The 15,588-nt window shown below is 65.5% G+C and carries 19 protein-coding genes; 15 read left to right on the forward strand and 4 right to left on the reverse strand.

All coding sequences use genetic code 11. From position 1 onward, the window contains the following. The first annotated feature begins 15 nt into the window (after positions 1–15). The 6 genes from ACOQOU_RS08070 (at position 16) to ACOQOU_RS08095 (ending at position 4,073) form a co-directional block, all read left to right on the forward strand. Positions 16–912, forward strand: a complete 897-nt coding sequence (locus ACOQOU_RS08070) for a peptidylprolyl isomerase (protein ID WP_109765786.1) — start codon at positions 16–18, stop codon at positions 910–912. A gap of 17 nt (positions 913–929) precedes the next feature. Beyond that, positions 930–2,162 carry a bifunctional glutamate N-acetyltransferase/amino-acid acetyltransferase ArgJ gene (argJ, locus tag ACOQOU_RS08075; protein WP_109765586.1) on the forward strand — a complete coding sequence of 411 codons (1,233 nt, stop codon included), beginning with the start codon at positions 930–932 and terminating at the stop codon, positions 2,160–2,162. Positions 2,163–2,175: 13 nt separating this feature from the next. Continuing rightward, positions 2,176–2,928, forward strand: a complete 753-nt coding sequence (locus ACOQOU_RS08080) for a GNAT family N-acetyltransferase (RefSeq protein WP_109765587.1) — start codon at positions 2,176–2,178, stop codon at positions 2,926–2,928. A gap of 21 nt (positions 2,929–2,949) precedes the next feature. Continuing rightward, complete coding sequence (gene mutT, locus ACOQOU_RS08085; protein WP_109765787.1) at positions 2,950–3,339, forward strand: 8-oxo-dGTP diphosphatase MutT; 390 nt, start codon at positions 2,950–2,952, stop codon at positions 3,337–3,339. A 119-nt stretch (positions 3,340–3,458) separates the two neighbouring features. Further along, complete coding sequence (locus ACOQOU_RS08090) at positions 3,459–3,782, forward strand: hypothetical protein (protein WP_109765588.1); 324 nt, start codon at positions 3,459–3,461, stop codon at positions 3,780–3,782. A 120-nt stretch (positions 3,783–3,902) separates the two neighbouring features. Next, a complete protein-coding gene (locus ACOQOU_RS08095; protein ID WP_420578869.1) occupies positions 3,903–4,073 on the forward strand; it encodes a Flp family type IVb pilin in 171 nt (56 codons plus the stop codon). 20 nt (positions 4,074–4,093) lie between these two features. Here ACOQOU_RS08095 and ACOQOU_RS08100 read toward each other — a convergent pair whose 3' ends face one another. After that, positions 4,094–4,924, reverse strand: a complete 831-nt coding sequence (locus tag ACOQOU_RS08100; protein WP_306025506.1) for a methyltransferase domain-containing protein — start codon at positions 4,922–4,924, stop codon at positions 4,094–4,096. 31 nt (positions 4,925–4,955) lie between these two features. Between ACOQOU_RS08100 and ACOQOU_RS08105 the strand changes: the two genes are divergently transcribed. The 4 genes from ACOQOU_RS08105 to ACOQOU_RS08120 all read left to right on the forward strand — a co-directional run bounded on the left by ACOQOU_RS08105 (position 4,956) and on the right by ACOQOU_RS08120 (position 7,341). After that, positions 4,956–5,729 carry a ComF family protein gene (locus ACOQOU_RS08105; protein WP_420578870.1) on the forward strand — a complete coding sequence of 258 codons (774 nt, stop codon included), beginning with the start codon at positions 4,956–4,958 and terminating at the stop codon, positions 5,727–5,729. A 75-nt stretch (positions 5,730–5,804) separates the two neighbouring features. After that, entirely contained in the window at positions 5,805–6,062 is a 258-nt protein-coding gene (gene grxC, locus ACOQOU_RS08110) for a glutaredoxin 3 (protein WP_306025504.1), read from the forward strand. Beyond that, positions 6,059–6,907: a carbon-nitrogen hydrolase family protein gene (locus tag ACOQOU_RS08115; RefSeq protein ID WP_306025503.1), complete on the forward strand. Its 849-nt coding sequence runs from the start codon at positions 6,059–6,061 to the stop codon at positions 6,905–6,907. The genes grxC and ACOQOU_RS08115 overlap by 4 nt, the downstream gene beginning before the upstream one ends. After that, on the forward strand, positions 6,904–7,341 hold the full coding sequence (locus tag ACOQOU_RS08120; protein WP_109765593.1) for a DUF1178 family protein: 438 nt from the start codon (positions 6,904–6,906) through the stop codon (positions 7,339–7,341). Before ACOQOU_RS08115 ends, ACOQOU_RS08120 begins: the two co-directional genes overlap by 4 nt. Positions 7,342–7,359: 18 nt before the next feature. On the opposite strand, the gene ACOQOU_RS08125 is transcribed toward ACOQOU_RS08120, so the two are convergent. The 3 genes from ACOQOU_RS08125 to ubiG form a co-directional block, all read right to left on the reverse strand. Continuing rightward, a complete protein-coding gene (locus ACOQOU_RS08125) occupies positions 7,360–7,647 on the reverse strand; it encodes a type II toxin-antitoxin system RelE/ParE family toxin (RefSeq protein WP_306025502.1) in 288 nt (95 codons plus the stop codon). Then, complete coding sequence (locus ACOQOU_RS08130; protein WP_306025501.1) at positions 7,640–7,915, reverse strand: ribbon-helix-helix domain-containing protein; 276 nt, start codon at positions 7,913–7,915, stop codon at positions 7,640–7,642. Before ACOQOU_RS08130 ends, ACOQOU_RS08125 begins: the two co-directional genes overlap by 8 nt. Positions 7,916–7,983: 68 nt before the next feature. Beyond that, entirely contained in the window at positions 7,984–8,727 is a 744-nt protein-coding gene (ubiG, locus tag ACOQOU_RS08135) for a bifunctional 2-polyprenyl-6-hydroxyphenol methylase/3-demethylubiquinol 3-O-methyltransferase UbiG (RefSeq protein ID WP_306025500.1), read from the reverse strand. 141 nt (positions 8,728–8,868) lie between these two features. Between ubiG and ACOQOU_RS08140 the strand changes: the two genes are divergently transcribed. From ACOQOU_RS08140 to ACOQOU_RS08160, 5 genes are all read left to right on the forward strand, one after another. After that, positions 8,869–10,143 (forward strand): aspartate kinase, encoded by a 1,275-nt coding sequence (locus tag ACOQOU_RS08140; RefSeq protein WP_109765789.1) that lies wholly within the window; start codon positions 8,869–8,871, stop codon positions 10,141–10,143. Positions 10,144–10,165: 22 nt separating this feature from the next. Then, entirely contained in the window at positions 10,166–12,478 is a 2,313-nt protein-coding gene (gene ptsP / locus ACOQOU_RS08145; protein WP_420578871.1) for a phosphoenolpyruvate--protein phosphotransferase, read from the forward strand. 30 nt (positions 12,479–12,508) lie between these two features. Further along, complete coding sequence (gene prfA, locus ACOQOU_RS08150) at positions 12,509–13,585, forward strand: peptide chain release factor 1 (RefSeq protein ID WP_306025499.1); 1,077 nt, start codon at positions 12,509–12,511, stop codon at positions 13,583–13,585. Between the two features lies 1 nt (position 13,586). Then, positions 13,587–14,450, forward strand: coding sequence for a peptide chain release factor N(5)-glutamine methyltransferase (prmC, locus tag ACOQOU_RS08155; RefSeq protein WP_306025498.1), 864 nt, complete (start codon positions 13,587–13,589; stop codon positions 14,448–14,450). A 315-nt stretch (positions 14,451–14,765) separates the two neighbouring features. Then, complete coding sequence (locus ACOQOU_RS08160) at positions 14,766–15,407, forward strand: DUF4167 domain-containing protein (RefSeq protein WP_109765597.1); 642 nt, start codon at positions 14,766–14,768, stop codon at positions 15,405–15,407. Positions 15,408–15,588 lie beyond the last annotated feature (181 nt).

Consider the following 15,588-nt stretch of genomic DNA (forward strand, 5'->3'; position numbering starts at 1 on the left):
ACAAGGTCTTTCAAGATGTCTCATCGTGTCAAACGCGTCCGTCCACTTCTTGCCGCCGGGCTGGCGGTGTGGCTGTCGATACCGCTCGCCGGCGCCGCGCTGTCCCAGCAGGCGCAGGCGCCCGATCCGGAAACCGTGATCGGCACGATCAACGGCCGCGACGTGACCAATCGCGACATCGGCTTCGCCATTGGCGATCTGGAGGACCAGCTCGGCCAGGTTCCGCCGGACCAGCAGCGTTTTGCAGCCATGATGGCCCTGATCGACATCGAGCTGCTGGCGGACAAGGCAGAAAGCGAAGGCGTTGCAGATACGGACGAATTCCGCCAGCGCCTCGAATTCCTGCGGTCGCGGGCGTTGCACAACAGCTATTTCCGCGATCAGGTCGTCGAGACGATCAGCGATGCGGACGTGCGCGCCCGCTATGACGCGGAAATCGCCGCCACGCCGCCCGAGAACGAGATCCGCGCGCGGCATATTCTCGTCGAAACCGAGGAAGAGGCACGCGCCGTGATCGCCGAACTGGGTGACGGCGCCGATTTCGCCGAACTGGCCGCCGAGAGATCGACCGGCCCCTCGGGTCCCAATGGCGGCGATCTGGGCTATTTCACGCGCGGTCGGATGGTGCCGCCCTTCGAGGAAGCTGCATTCGCACTCGAGCCCGGCGGCGTCACCGCCGATCCTGTCGAGACGCAGTTTGGCTGGCACGTCATCAAGCTGGAGGACCGTCGGCCCGTCCAGCCGCCGCCCTTCGAACAGGTCGAGGCGCAGGTCCGCTCCGTGCTTTTGCGGGAACGCTATTTCGAGCTTTTGACCACGCTGCGCACCGATGCGACGATCGAGATCACCGACCCCGAGCTCAAGGCCGCCTATGACGCGGCGATCAGCGCCGGCGTCAACGCGGCCGAATAGCTCGCGGACCGCCATACATGCCGATCAAGACTTCTCCGCTCGCACCCAGCAAGCTGGCCGTTCTGCCGCCGATTGAGGGCGTCCGGCTCGGTGCCGCCGCCGCGGGTATCAAGTATGCCGGCCGCACCGATCTGATGGCCATGGTGTTCGATGCACAGGCCGCCGTCGCCGGCGTTCTGACCCGCTCGCTCTGCCCTTCGGCGCCGGTCGACTGGTGCCGCGCCAACCTGCCAGGCGGTCAGGCGCGCATTCTCGTCGTCAATTCGGGGAACGCCAACGCCTTTACGGGCAGGAAGGGCGCCGACGCCACGGCCCTGACTGCCGAAATGGCGGCCGCCGTAATCGGCTGCCCGGTCTCCGAGGTCTTCCTGTCGTCGACGGGTGTGATCGGCGAGCCGCTGGAGGCCAAAAAGTTCGATGGCGTGCTGCAGGAAGTCGTGCACGACGCGAACCCGGACCGGTGGGAAGACGCCGCGCGCGCGATCATGACGACCGATACCTTTCCCAAACTGGCGACGCGAACGGCAGAGATCGACGGCGTCACCGTCGCGCTCAACGGCATCGCCAAGGGCTCGGGCATGATAGCCCCGGACATGGCGACGATGCTCGCCTACATCGTCACCGACGCACCGCTGTCGGCGGCAGCGCTGCAGACGCTCCTGACACGGCATGTCGATGCGACCTTCAACGCGATCACGGTCGACAGCGACACCTCCACCTCCGACACGGTTCTGGCCTTCGCCACCGGCGCGGCCGATGTTGCCGCGATCAAGACCGCCGGCGATTCCCGCCTCGCCGCGTTCGAGGCCGCCTTCAAGGATTTGATGGAAGATCTCGCCCTGCAGATCGTCCGCGATGGCGAGGGCGCCAGCAAGCTGATGCGGATCGAGGTCACCGGCGCGCAATCGGACGCCTCGGCGCGAACGATCGCGCTGGCCATCGCCAATTCGCCGCTGGTCAAGACCGCGCTCGCCGGCGGCGATGCGAACTGGGGACGCATCGTCATGGCCGTCGGCAAGGCCGGCGAACCGGCAGACCGGGACAGGCTCGCCATCCGGTTCGGCGATCTCGCCGCGGCGACGGACGGCGAACGCGCGCCCGGCTATGACGAGGGCGCAATGAGCGCCTACATGAAGCAGGACGAAATCACGATCGGTGTCGATATCGGCCTGGGCGAGGGCCGCTTTACCGCCTGGGGCTGCGACCTGACCAAGGACTATGTCACCATCAATGGCGACTACCGCAGCTAGGGTTGGAGGACCGATGCCCAAATTGTCGATGGTCAGGCGCATGGAAGCGGTCGGGTTTCGCGCATGGCCGGCCGCATCGGTCCATTATGACGGAAGCTGGGCGGTCCGCCTGACCGCCAGCCATCCCTCGCGGCGCCTCAATTCCGTCAATCCGCTCGATCCGGCCGACAATCGCGAAATCGAACATCGCATCGCCCGCATCGAACAGCGCTTCAAGGCCTATGAACGGCCCATCGTCTTCCGCATGTCGCCGCTGGCGCCGGCCGAACTGGAAGCGCATCTGAACGCGATGGGATGGACTCGGGCGGACGAGACAAGGGTGCTTGCCGCCTCGCTCGGCCAGATCGATCTCGAAGGCGGTTATGAATTGCTGCCGGTGCGCGATATCGGGCGCTTCGTCGATGCGGCGATCACCCTCAATGCCGACGAGCGTGTCAACAAGCCGGGACTGACCGAGCTGCTGGAAAGCATCCGTCCGCCCTTCGGGATGTTCGTTGTCGAGGACGATCAGGGGCCAGCGGCCACCGCCCTGTGTGTCCACGACAATGAAATGGCCGGCCTGTTCGAGATCGCCGTGCGCGATGGGCTGCGCAACAAGGGCTATGGCCGCTCGATCGTGCGCGCCGCCCTCAGATGGGCCGCAGCCCAGGGCGCGGCAACCGGCTGGCTGCAAGTGGAAGCGGCAAACACCGCTGCCAACGGCCTCTACGGCCGGATGGGCTTTGAAGAGGTCTACCGCTATGTCTATCGGATGCGGGGCGACTGAGCGGTGAACACCAAACCCCTGATGCTGGTCGCCGCTTGCGCGCTGGTCGACCGCGAAAACCGTATCCTTCTGGCACAACGGCCGCCCGACAAGGCGATGGCGGGCCTGTGGGAGTTTCCCGGCGGCAAGTTCGAGCCCGGCGAGACGCCCGAACAGGCGCTCATCCGCGAACTTGAGGAAGAACTGGCCGTTCGGACCCAGGCCGCGTGCCTTGCGCCGCTCACCTTCGCCAGCCACGCCTATGCGGACTTCCACCTGTTGATGCCTCTTTACATCTGCCGCAAGTTCGATGGCATCCCCGTTTCGCGCGAAGGGCAGACGCTCAAATGGGTGCGCGCGCGCGACCTGCGCGACTATCCGATGCCGGAAGCCGACGCCCCGCTCGTGCCGGTGCTGCAGGACCTTTTGTGAACCGGCGGACGCGGCGTGTCGGCTGCGTTTAGCGTTAAGCAATCGTTTATGGGATCGCGGGACAATGATCGCCGTGCGGCCTGCCAGCGACAATCGCCGGCCGCCATCGGGGTACGGTCATGAGTGATGACAATCAGTGGTACGCGCCGGTCGAACCCAAGCGGTCGGCCGTGCTCGACTGGGGCAACAATCTGTTGCGGGCGACCTTGCTTTTCGGTGTACTGGCCGTCGCCGTGGCCATGTTCGCGACACCCTATCTTGAAAGATCGAGCGCGCGCATCGCCGCAGAGCGGTCCAATCCCGGCATCGATTTCATGACCACCGCATCGACGCCGCAACAGCGCGCGGCCTATACCATGCGCCGCAGCGTCCTGCAGAATTCGCCAAACGCCGTCTGCATCATCCATGCCAATGGAACTCGGACGGGCGACTGCTCGCGTTAAGGTATCGTCGGGTATGCAACCATCGCTTAACCACGCTTCGTAAACACGTGCCGCGGGCCGATGGGCCGAACATCGCGTTAACCCTGCCGCGCTAGTGTGACGTAGCGAGAGGTGATTGCAATGTTCCTTAACTTCCTGAAAGACGAACGCGGGTCGACAGCCATTGAATATGGGCTCATTGCCGCGCTCATTGCCGTAGGCGTGATTGCGGGAATGACTGCCACAGGCACGAGCCTGAACGAGCTTTACGACACCAACAATGGCGAGATCGGCGCGGCGCTCGACGGATAGCCCGTTCACGGCTATCGCGATCAGAGCTTGGACCGAAGCGCCTCGGCCAGGGAGTGGGTTGCGCTGCCGGGTCTGAGCGGCTTTGGCTGGCTTGCGTCCGGCACCCAGCCCGACATCCAGACAAACGAGAACGTCGCGCGCACCCGGCCATCGGGATCGGCATGGCGCTCGGCATAAAGACGCACCGCCTCGAAAATCACAGCGCGCCGGGTGACGTGCCTTGGGCGGGCGACCAGCGCGTTGGCCGCTCCCATGGCGCGCAGATCGCGCATCAGATCGAGCGCGCTGTCGTAGCGCACCGTGACCGTGTCATGATCGGCGACGGGCAGCGCGAACCCGGCCCTTTGCAGAAGCCCGCCGCCATCCCGGACATCCATGAACGGCAGGATGCGCGGCGCCGCGCCGCCGGAGACCATCGTCTCCGCCTCGGTCAGACATTCGCGCAGTTCGCCCAGCGTTCCGCTGGACGGCGCGCAACCGAGCAGCAGTCCGTCCGGGCGCAGGGCGCGCCGGATTTGCACCAGCGCTCCCGGTACGTCGTTCATCTCGTGCAGGTCGAGGATAGAGACGGCCAGATCGGCCCCCGCCTCCGGCACATCCAGCGTCTCGTCACCATCGAAGACGACCCGATCGACCGATGCGATCTTGCCGGTGGCGGCGAGCGTCCTGGCAATCCGGTCCGCATGCGGACCGATCGCCAGCGCACGGTCGAAAGACCGCGTCGTCACCGCAATCCGGTCGGCCAACTCGTCGAGCGCGTGCACCAGCAGGAAATCGGCTCCGGCAACACCAAGCCGGGCCGCCCGCGCATGGTTGGCGGCGCGTTGCTTTTGATCGATAATGGCGCGCATGGGCGGCCGATACCTCTCTTTGACAGGCGACATGATGAGCCTTGGGCGTCAATGGGCGATAACGGCCGGCCGCGCAACAGGCGCGGTCCTGTTCCCCGACGCGTGTCTGGCCTGTGGCCGGCACGTGGCGCGGCACGGAACGATGTGCGCCCGGTGCTGGCCCGACATCGCCTTTATCGAGCAGCCGCTGTGCGACGTCAGTGGCGTGCCCTTCGCGCACGATTTCGGCAGCCGGATGGTCAGCGCCGACGTCCTCGCCAACCCGCCTGTCTATGACAGGGCGCGCGCGGCATGCGTGCATGCGGGCGCCGCCAGACAGCTCGTCACGCGCCTTAAATATGGCGACCGCACGGACCTTGCACCCTGGATGGCCCGTTTCATGGCCAGGGCCGGCGCCGAACTGATCGGAGAGGCCGACGTGATCATACCGGTGCCGCTGCACCGCGGCCGCATGTGGCGCCGCCGTTTCAACCAGGCCGCCGAACTGGCCCGGGCGCTTTCCGCGACAAGCGATCTGCCCATGGCTGCCGGTGCGCTGACGCGGCAAAAGCGCACCCGGCCGCAGGTCGGCCTGACGGCCAATCAGCGCCAGGCCAATGTGCGCGGTGTCTTCAAGGTACCGCCAGGCCAGGAGATCGCCGTGGCCGGCCGTCGGGTGTTGCTGGTCGACGACGTTCTGACCACGGGGGCGACCGTCGATGCCGCGGCCAGAGCGCTGAAGAAGGCCGGCGCCATGTCGGTCCTGGTGCTGACCTTTTCGCGCGTCGTCGGCGGACGGCGTAATCCGGGCCAATCCGGCCCCTGAGCCGCAAGCCTTTCACTTGAACGCCGCACGGCCTATATCGCGGCCAGACGGATGATCGTTTCGGAAAGACGACACATGGCAAACGTGACAATCTACACACGACAATTGTGCGGCTTTTGCACCGCGGCCAAGCGGCTGCTGGACAGGAAGGGCATCGCCTATATCGAGCATGATGCAAGCTTCGATCCGGCGCTGAAGCGCGAAATGATCCAGAAGGCCAATGGCCGCGCCACCTTTCCGCAGATCTTCGTCGGCGACACCCATGTTGGCGGCTGCGACGATCTGATGGCGATGGAGCGCGCCGGCAAGCTGGACGCGCTCCTGGCGGCGTGACCACGATGCGTGTCGCCTGCATCCAGATGCGGTCGGGCACCGATCCGGACCGCAACACCGAGGACTTCGCGCGGCTGGTCGCCGAGGCCGCCGCTGACGGCGCCCGTTATGTGCAATCGCCCGAAATGACCGGTCTCGTCCAGAAGGACCGCGACGCGCTGATGCGAACCGTAGGGCCCGAGCAGGACGATCCGGTGTTCGCCGCCGCTGCCCGGTCGGCGGCCACCCACGGCATTTGGCTGCATGTCGGGTCCACGCCGATCCTGCGCGAGGACGGCAAGGTGGCCAACCGCGCCGCGCTTTTCGCGCCGGACGGCTCCCGCGCGGCGACCTACGACAAGATCCACATGTTCGACGTCGATCTTCCCAATGGCGAAAGCTGGCGGGAATCGGCGATCTACGCGCCGGGCGAGGCACTTGTAACCTGGGACATGGACGACGCCACGCTGGGCCTTGCCATCTGCTACGATGTCCGGTTCCCGCACCTGTTCCGCGATCAGGCCCGCGCCGGAGCCACCGTCCTGACGGCGCCCGCCGCCTTCACCCGCCAGACCGGCGAGGCCCATTGGCATGTCCTGATGCGCTCCCGCGCCATCGAGAACGGCGCTTTCATGATCGCCGCCGCCCAGGGCGGCGTCCACGAAGATGGCCGCGAGACCTACGGCCATTCGCTTGTCATTGATCCCTGGGGCGCGATCATCGCCGAAAAGGATGATGACGAACCGGGCATCGTCGTCGCCGACATCGATCTATCCGCGCCGGCCGCGGCGCGTGGCAGAATACCCAACCTGCGGAATGCGCGGTCCTATGTGCACGAGAAAAGACCGGACGAGACGACACGATGAAATTCGCGCTGCATTGCGACAAGGGCCATGAATTCGAGGCCTGGTTCCGCTCCAACGAGGACTATGAAACCCAGGCAAAAAGGGGCTTCGTCGAATGCCCCGCCTGCGGATCGATCAAGGTTTCAAAGGCCCTGATGGCGCCGCAGGTGGCAACCGGCCGCGCCAAGGATGCGCGCAAGGAGGCGGTCATGGTCGCCGCCGGCCAGGCGATGCGTCGCGAGATGGTCGAGAAGATGCGCGAAGTGACGCGGCAGGTGAAGGCGCAGGCCGAGGATGTCGGCGAGAAGTTTCCCGAGCAGGCGCGGCAGATGCATTATGGCGAGACCGATGCCAGGCCGATCTACGGCAAGGCTTCGCCAGACGATGTCGAAAGCCTGGTCGACGAGGGCATCGACATCATGCCGCTGCCGGATCTGCCCGAGGATTTGAACTGACGAAGACGGACCATCCGGTCACAGCCAGCTTGCCGGGTCGCGTGCACCGTGAACCACCGCGACGATCAGGACGCCGTCAGCAAGCGGCTCATAGATCAAGATGTATGATCCCTCGATCAAAATCCGGGCCGTCTGGCTGAGTTCCGGGCGGGGGGCGCCCATATTGGGCTGGGTTGCCGCCAGTTCAAATTTTTCAAAGAACCGTCGGACCAATTTGTCGGCGGCAGCCGGGTTTTCAACAACGATCGTGCGCCATATGTCTCCTATGTCCTGCTCAGCACGCGGACTGAGCAGAAATCTAGCCACCTGCGTCCGACTGCTGTTTCAAGTCGGCGAGAAACGTATCTGCATCGACCGGCCGGCCCTCACCGCTTGCCATGCCTGCATCGTATGCACGCTTTAAGCGCGCTATTTCGCGCTTGCGTAGATGCTCGCGCTGTTCCCATAGCCGCAAGGCATCACGAACGATTTCGCTGCCGGAGGCATACGCGCCCGCGCGCACCGCCTCGTCCATCTGCGCAACCTGTTCGGCTGGCAGAGAGACTGTCAGGGATTTCGTGTCAGGGCCGTTCATGGGTCAAAAATGCCATGCATGCACGCGTTTCACAAGGTCGCCCCTTGCACTGCGCCGCACCGAGAAGGTCAAGCGCCGCGCCGCGCCACGACCATATAGTTGACATCCATGTCGCGAGACAGGCGCCATTCGTCGGCCAGCACATTGTAGAAGACGCCGCTGCGGTCGAACACTTCGACACCTGTTCCGGAAAGCGCCGCATCGATTTCCGATGGCTTGACCAGCTTTTCGTACTGGTGCGTGCCCCTGGGCAGCCAACCCAGCACATATTCGGCGCCAACGATCGCCAGCCCCCAGGCCTTTGTAGTACGATTGATCGTGGCCACGAACATCAGCCCGCCGGGCCGCACCATCGCCGCGCAGCTCTTCATGAACAGGTCCACATCGGCGACATGCTCGACCACCTCCATGTTGAGCACGATGTCGAACGTCTCGCCGGCCGCCTCGAGCGCCTCGGAGGTCGTGGCGCGATAGTCGACGTCAACTCCCGATTGATCGGCGTGGATTTTCGCAACTTCGATGTTGGTCTCGGACGCGTCCGCGCCGACCACATCGGCCCCCAGACGTGACATTGGCTCGCTCAAGAGCCCGCCGCCGCAGCCGATGTCGAGCAGCCGCAGCCCCTCGAACGGTTTCGGCGCATTCGGATCGCGACCGAAATGGGCGCACACCGTGTCGCGGATGTAGGTCAGGCGGACCGGGTTGAACTTGTGCAGCGGCTTGAACTTGCCCTTCGGGTTCCACCATTCCGCCGCCAGCCGGGAAAACCGGTCCACTTCGGCCTGATCGATCGTGGTGGCGCTGTCGCTCATCTGATGCTCCGCATTGTCGTCCGCCGATGCAAGTCGGGCGGAAGGGCGGCCAAGTCAACCCATGCGCTTGCTTGCGGGGTGCGGCATAGTCCGCTATGGACCGCGCGTTTCGTGAACACCCACCCGCCGGACCCGCCCAAAATGGCCCGCATCGTGATGAAATTTGGCGGCACGTCCGTCGCCGATCTGGACCGCATCTGCAATGTGGCGCGGCACGTCAAGCGCGAAGTCGATGCCGGCCACCAGGTCGCCGTGGTCGTCTCCGCCATGGCCGGAAAGACCAACGAGCTGGTGGAATGGGTGCGCCAGATGCCGGTGACGGCCGGCGCCGGCGCTTCCTTCTACGATGCGCGCGAATATGACACGATCGTCTCCTCGGGCGAACAGGTGACGAGCGGGCTTCTGGCCATCGCCCTGCAATCGATGGGCGTCGATGCACGCTCCTGGCAGGGCTGGCAGATCCCGGTCAAAACGGACAATGCCCACGGCGCCGCCCGCATCGCCGACATCGAGGCGGACACGCTGAACGAGCGCCTGTCGATGGACCAGGTGGCTGTCGTTGCCGGCTTTCAGGGCATCGGTCCCGACAATCGCATCGCCACGCTCGGGCGCGGTGGATCGGACACCTCGGCGGTGGCGCTGGCTGCGGCGGTTCGCGCCGACCGCTGCGACATCTACACCGATGTCGACGGGGTCTACACCACCGATCCCCGCATCGAACCGGCCGCCCGCCGTCTGGCTAGGGTCTCCTTCGAGGAGATGCTGGAAATGGCCTCGCTCGGCGCCAAGGTTCTCCAGGTGCGGTCGGTCGAAATGGCCATGGTGCACAATGTGCGCACCTTCGTGCGCTCCAGTTTCGACGCACCCGACGCGCCGGGCATGAACGACTTCGACAACCCGCCCGGAACGCTGATCTGCAGTGAGGACGAGATCGTGGAACATGAAACCGTCACCGGCATCGCCTATGCCAAGGACGAAGCGCAGATTTCGCTGCGCCGCGTCGCCGACCGTCCCGGCATTTCAGCCGCCATCTTCGGCCCGCTCGCCAAGGCCGGCATCAATGTCGACATGATCGTGCAGAACGTCTCCGCCGATGGCGATTACACCGACATGACCTTCACCGTGCCGTCCGGCGATGTGGACAAGGCCGTTGCCGCGCTCGAACAGCACAAGCAGGCAATCGGCTACGACACCGTCCAGTCCGAAACGGGCCTTGCCAAGGTCTCGGTGATCGGCATCGGCATGCGCAGCCATGCCGGCGTCGCCGCGACCGCATTCCAGGCGCTGGCCGACAAGGCGATCAACATCCGCGCCATCACCACGTCCGAAATCAAGATCTCCATCCTGATCGACGGCGACTATGCCGAACTGGCCGTGCGGACGCTGCACGGCGTCTATGGGCTCGACAAGGCCTGACCCGGCGGTCCAGATTGGCGCCATGAGCGCCAACCGATTTGCCGGACCCGACGGGCCGCCCGCGACCCGCGACAAGGACGCGGGCTCCCGCGTGCTGCTCAAGCGCATCCGCGAAATCATGGCCGAGCCGATGGCGCCGCAGCAGCGCCTCGACCGGATCGTCGCCCAGATCGCCCAGTCGATGGTCGCCGAGGTCTGCTCGGTCTATGCGCTGCGCGCCGACGGCGTTCTCGAACTCTATGCCACCGTCGGCCTCAATCCCAAGGCCGTCCACCAATCCCAGTTGCGGCTCGGCCAGGGCCTCGTCGGCACCATCGCCGCATCCTCGCGCCCGCTGAACCTTGCCGAAGCGCAAAAGCACCCGGCCTTCGAATACCTCCCCGAAACCGGCGAGGAACTCTACAATTCCTTCCTCGGCGTGCCGATCCTGCGAGCCGGCCGGACGCTGGGCGTGCTCGTCGTTCAGAACGAAGCCCACCGCGCCTATGGCGACGATGAGGGCGAGGCGATGGAAACGGTCGCCATGGTGATCGGCGAGATGATCGCCACCGGCGATCTGAGAAGCCTTTCTTCAGCCGGCGTCGAACTCGATCTCGCCAAGCCGGTCACACATCACGGCCAGCCCCTGTCCGAAGGCATCGGGCTGGGACATGTCGTCCTGCATGAACCGCGCGTCGTCGTCACGGCCATGTTCAACGATGACACCCAGGCCGAACTGGAGCGGTTGGCGGCCGCGCTCTCCAGCCTGCGATTGACCATCGACGACATGCTGTCGCGCGGCGATGTGGCATTCGAGGGCGAACACCGCGACGTGCTGGAAACCTATCGCATGTTCGCCCACGACAAGGGCTGGGTGCAGCGCATGGAGGAGGCGATCCGCAACGGCCTGACCGCCGAGGCCGGAGTCGAGAAGGTGCAGAGCGACATGCGCGCGCGGCTGAGCACGGTCACCGACCCTTATCTGCGCGAGCGCATGAGCGATTTCGACGATCTGGCCAATCGTCTGCTCCGCCAACTGATCAGCGGCGAGCCGTCCCACGGCGCAAAGTCCCTGCCCGAGGACGCCATAATCGTCGCCCGCCACATGGGCGCGGCCGAACTGCTCGACTATCCGCGCGACAGGCTGCGCGGGCTGGTCCTGGAGGAGGGTGCGCCGACAAGCCATGTGGTGATCGTCGCGCGCGCCATGAACATACCGGTCGCCGGCGGCGCCAAGGGTGTCGTCGCCATGTCCGATTCGGGCGACGCAATCATCGTCGACGGCTTGTCCGGCCATGTGCATCTGCGGCCCCAGCCCGATGTCGAGGCGGCTTACGCCGAAAAAGTCCGTTTCCGCGCCCGCCGCCAGGAGGAGTATCGCACGCTGCGCGACCGTCCTTCGGTCACCGCCGACGGCCATCCCGTCTCGCTCTTGATGAATGCCGGTCTTCTGGTCGACCTGCCGCAGGTCGAGCAGTCGGGTGCGGCCGGCATCGGCCTGTTCCGGACCGAACTGCAATTCATGATCGCTGCCACCTTTCCGCGCGCCGAGGCGCAGGAGCGGCTTTACCGGTCGGTGCTCGATGCCGCCGCCGGCCGGCCGGTCACTTTCCGCACGCTCGATATCGGCGGCGACAAGGTGCTCCCCTATTTCCGCAACGCCCCCGACGAGGAGAACCCTGCGCTCGGCTGGCGCGCCATGCGGCTGGCGCTGGACCGTCCCGGCCTGCTGCGGACTCAGGTGCGGGCGCTGCTGAAGGCCGCGTCGGGCCGCGAATTGCGGCTCATGCTGCCGATGGTCACCGAACTGCACGAGATCGACCAGGCGCGCGCGCTGATCATGCGCGAGGTCAAGCACTTGTCGCGTTTCGGCCACGGCTTGCCGCTGACGTTGCGGATCGGCGCCATGCTGGAAGTGCCCTCGCTGCTGTTCGATCTGGACGGTCTGATGGAGAAGGTCGACTTCGTGTCCATCGGCTCGAACGACCTGTTCCAGTTCATGTATGCCGCCGACCGCGGCAACAGCCGTGTCGCCGACCGGTTCGAAACCCTGTCGCCGACCTTTCTGCGCGCGCTGAAATCGATCGCCGACGCCGCCGCCCGGCACGAGACGCCATTGACACTGTGCGGCGAAATCGCCGGCCGGCCGTTGGAGGCCCTCGCCCTTGCGGCGCTCGGCATCACAACCCTGTCCATGTCGCCGGCGGCCATCGGCCCGGTCAAGGCCGCCATTCTGAAGACGGACATGGCCGCCCTGCGCGCCGCGATTGCCGATCCGCTTGAAAACGGCAGCACGGGCGCCGATATCCGTGACATTATCCGCGAATATGCCGAAGCCCACGCCATTGCCCTTTGACAGGCGGTCAGGGGCCGCTATCAACCCGCCATGCTCGATCTGCCAGCCGACAAGATGGACCAGATGGTCAAGCGCTTCGACATGCTCGAGGCGCAGATGGCCGAAGGCCCCGACAGCGAGACCTATGTGCGGCTCGCCGCCGAATATGCGGAACTAGAAGAAATCGCCGGCAAGATCCGCGAGTATCGCCAGGTCGAGGCCGAACGCGACGATCTCGACGCGCTGCTGTCCGACGCCGAGATCGACGCCGAGATGCGCGCCCTTGCCGAAGAGGAACGGCCCGAGCTGGACGAACGGCTCGAAACGCTTGGGCAGGACATACGTTTGCTTCTGCTGCCGCGCGACGCCGCCGACCAGCGCAGCGCGATCCTCGAAATCCGCGCCGGCACGGGCGGGCTGGAAGCCGCGCTTTTCGCCGGCGATCTGTTCCGCATGTATGAGCGCTACGCCGCCGCCCATGGCTGGAAGATGGAGATTGTCTCGGCATCGGACGGCGATGCCGGCGGCTACAAGGAGATCATCGCGCAGGTCGAGGGCAAGGGCGTCTTCTCGAAGCTGAAGTTCGAGTCCGGCGTCCATCGCGTCCAGCGCGTGCCCGAGACCGAGGCCGGCGGCCGCATCCACACCTCGGCAGCGACGGTTGCCGTCCTGCCCAAGGCCGAGCAGGTCGATGTCGACATCCGCAACGAGGACATACGCATCGACACGATGCGGGCGTCGGGCGCCGGCGGCCAGCATGTCAACACGACCGATTCGGCGGTGCGTATCACCCATGTTCCGTCCGGCATCGTCGTCGTTCAGGCGGAGAAGTCGCAGCACCAGAACCGCGCCCGGGCCATGGAGATATTGCGGGCCCGCCTGTATGACGAAGAACGGCGCAAGGCGGCCGAGGAGCGCTCCGAGGCGCGGCGCTTGCAAGTCGGTTCCGGCGACCGGTCCGAGCGCATCCGCACCTACAATTTTCCGCAGGGGCGCGTCACCGACCACCGCATCAACATGACGCTGTACAAGCTGGACCGGGTGATGGAGGGCGATCTCGACGAAATCGTCGATGCGCTGACCGCCGATCATCAGGCCAGGCTGCTCACCGAAGAGGCGGCGGCATGAGATGACCGGGTCGGCAAGCCTTCAGGACGCCTATGACGATGCGGTCGCCCATCTGTCCCGCGCCGGCTCGCCGACGCCCGATCTCGATGCGACGCTTCTGGTCGAGCACACGACCGGCATGACCGCGCTGGACCGGCTGACCCAGCCCGACAAGCCGCTCAACCCGCGCCAGCACCAGGCGCTCAGGACGGCGATCGCCCGGCGCATGAGCCACGAACCCGTCCACCGGATCATCGGCTGGCGCGAATTCTACGGGCTGCCCCTGTCGCTGAACCCGCACACGCTGGTGCCGCGCCCCGACACCGAGACGCTGATCGATCTGGTTCTGCCGTTCGCCCGCCACCGCGCCGGCGAAACCGGCAGCTGCCGGGTGCTCGATCTGGGCACCGGGAGTGGCGCCATCGCACTCGCCATCCTCAACGAGGTGCCCAAAGCGGTCGCGACCGGCACCGACGTGTCCGCCGAAGCGCTTGAGATGGCCACGCGCAACGCGCAAGGGCTCGGCCTGTCCGAGCGCTTCACCGCGCTGCGCTCGGACTGGTTCTCGGCGCTTTCGGGACAGTTCGACCTGATCGTCTCCAACCCGCCTTATATTCCGACGGCGGTCATCCCGACGCTGGACCCCGATGTGCGCGATCATGACCCGCTTGCGGCGCTCGACGGCGGCTCGGACGGGCTCAACGCCTACGGGCTGATCGCCGCCCGGGCACTGCCGCATCTGGCCGACGGCGGGCGAATCGCCGTTGAGATCGGCAAGGGCCAGAGATCGGCGGTCGCCGGACTTTTTGCGGCCGCCGGCATGCAGGTTGCAGCCAGCGCACAGGACCTTAACGGCCTCGAAAGGGCGATATTGTTCAGTTACTGACACGAATTCGTGCCAAAAAGCGAAAAAATGCCTTGGCAATCTGTCCCGCGCTCGCTACCACTAGGCAAACAGGCCGATACACGAGACTGATCGGCAGTCAGGCAACCGACAGCACCAAGATTTTTCCCGCGTGGCCCGAAGGCCGGCGGCGCACGGTTCCGACATGTTTAGTCGCAGGGGCGATCTGACACGATGATGACCAATCGCAAGCCGAGGGCTTGCTTTGACGGTAACACCATTGGACCCGCGCGCCGAAACGTTTCCTCACCAACAAATTGCGCAATGCAAGCCGAATAACCCGAACATGAGAGATTGATGAGACCACAGCAACAAGGACGCCGTTCGCGCAATCGTGGAAGCGGACGGCGCAATCAGAACCCGCTCCAGCGCAGTTACGAGAGCAACGGTCCTGACGTGAAGATCCGCGGCAATGCCCAGGTCATCGCCGACAAATACGCAACGCTCGCGCGCGATGCGCTGTCGTCGGGCGATACGGTGATGGCCGAGAACTATCTGCAGCACGCCGAACATTATAACCGCATCATCCTGGCCGCGCAGCCGCAGCCGCGCGAGGACGATGACGAGCAGGACGACAACCCGCAGCAGGCCTCGGGCGATGACCGGCAGGGACGCGACGATGGCCAACAGCAACAGGGCCGCCGCAACCGCAACCGCCGTGACCGCGACGAACGGAACGAGGACGCCGAGGACGGCCAGCAACAGAACGGGGCCACCGCCGAAACCGGTGACAGCCAGGCCGATGCCGGCGCGCAGCCTCAGCCCGTGATCGACGGAACCCCCGCCGAGGTGCGCGAGGAAGAGGCCCAGCAGACCGCAAACGCCGACGAACCCGCCAAGCCCAAGCGTCCACGCAAGCCGCGCAAGAAGCCGGCCGACATCGAGGCATCGTCCGGCGACGAAACCGATGGCAAAGAAGCGCCGGTCGCGGCCGAATAAGCCGCGCCAAGCCCGACGAATGACAATGCGAACCGGCGCGCCCTCGGGCGTGCCGGTTTGTTTTTGCGTCCTTTTCCCCTTTATTCGCGCCCAACCCGTCACCATATCGTGATCACATCAGGGGCTCGCCGCCTGGCGGGGGCCCGTCATCGATTGAAGCCGCGCATTGCCTTTGAGGGAT

It is taken from the genome of Oceaniradius stylonematis (assembly GCF_965223445.1).
Lineage (GTDB): Bacteria > Pseudomonadota > Alphaproteobacteria > Rhizobiales > Rhizobiaceae > Roseitalea > Roseitalea stylonematis.

What these genes read in the sequence shown, in the direction of transcription:
- prmC (WP_306025498.1), top strand. Translation starts at nt 13,587, where the DNA reads ATGACCGGGTCGGCAAGCCTTCAGGACGCCTATGACGATGCGGTCGCC.
- ACOQOU_RS08105 (WP_420578870.1), top strand. Translation starts at nt 4,956, where the DNA reads ATGATGAGCCTTGGGCGTCAATGGGCGATAACGGCCGGCCGCGCAACA.
- prfA (WP_306025499.1), top strand. Translation starts at nt 12,509, where the DNA reads ATGCTCGATCTGCCAGCCGACAAGATGGACCAGATGGTCAAGCGCTTC.
- ACOQOU_RS08140 (WP_109765789.1), top strand. Translation starts at nt 8,869, where the DNA reads ATGGCCCGCATCGTGATGAAATTTGGCGGCACGTCCGTCGCCGATCTG.
- ACOQOU_RS08070 (WP_109765786.1), top strand. Translation starts at nt 16, where the DNA reads ATGTCTCATCGTGTCAAACGCGTCCGTCCACTTCTTGCCGCCGGGCTG.
- ACOQOU_RS08100 (WP_306025506.1), bottom strand. Translation starts at nt 4,924, where the DNA reads ATGCGCGCCATTATCGATCAAAAGCAACGCGCCGCCAACCATGCGCGG.
- ACOQOU_RS08120 (WP_109765593.1), top strand. Translation starts at nt 6,904, where the DNA reads ATGAAATTCGCGCTGCATTGCGACAAGGGCCATGAATTCGAGGCCTGG.
- ACOQOU_RS08130 (WP_306025501.1), bottom strand. Translation starts at nt 7,915, where the DNA reads ATGAACGGCCCTGACACGAAATCCCTGACAGTCTCTCTGCCAGCCGAA.
- ACOQOU_RS08090 (WP_109765588.1), top strand. Translation starts at nt 3,459, where the DNA reads ATGAGTGATGACAATCAGTGGTACGCGCCGGTCGAACCCAAGCGGTCG.
- mutT (WP_109765787.1), top strand. Translation starts at nt 2,950, where the DNA reads ATGCTGGTCGCCGCTTGCGCGCTGGTCGACCGCGAAAACCGTATCCTT.
- ACOQOU_RS08160 (WP_109765597.1), top strand. Translation starts at nt 14,766, where the DNA reads ATGAGACCACAGCAACAAGGACGCCGTTCGCGCAATCGTGGAAGCGGA.
- grxC (WP_306025504.1), top strand. Translation starts at nt 5,805, where the DNA reads ATGGCAAACGTGACAATCTACACACGACAATTGTGCGGCTTTTGCACC.
- ACOQOU_RS08080 (WP_109765587.1), top strand. Translation starts at nt 2,176, where the DNA reads ATGCCCAAATTGTCGATGGTCAGGCGCATGGAAGCGGTCGGGTTTCGC.
- ptsP (WP_420578871.1), top strand. Translation starts at nt 10,166, where the DNA reads ATGAGCGCCAACCGATTTGCCGGACCCGACGGGCCGCCCGCGACCCGC.
- ACOQOU_RS08095 (WP_420578869.1), top strand. Translation starts at nt 3,903, where the DNA reads ATGTTCCTTAACTTCCTGAAAGACGAACGCGGGTCGACAGCCATTGAA.
- ubiG (WP_306025500.1), bottom strand. Translation starts at nt 8,727, where the DNA reads ATGAGCGACAGCGCCACCACGATCGATCAGGCCGAAGTGGACCGGTTT.
- argJ (WP_109765586.1), top strand. Translation starts at nt 930, where the DNA reads ATGCCGATCAAGACTTCTCCGCTCGCACCCAGCAAGCTGGCCGTTCTG.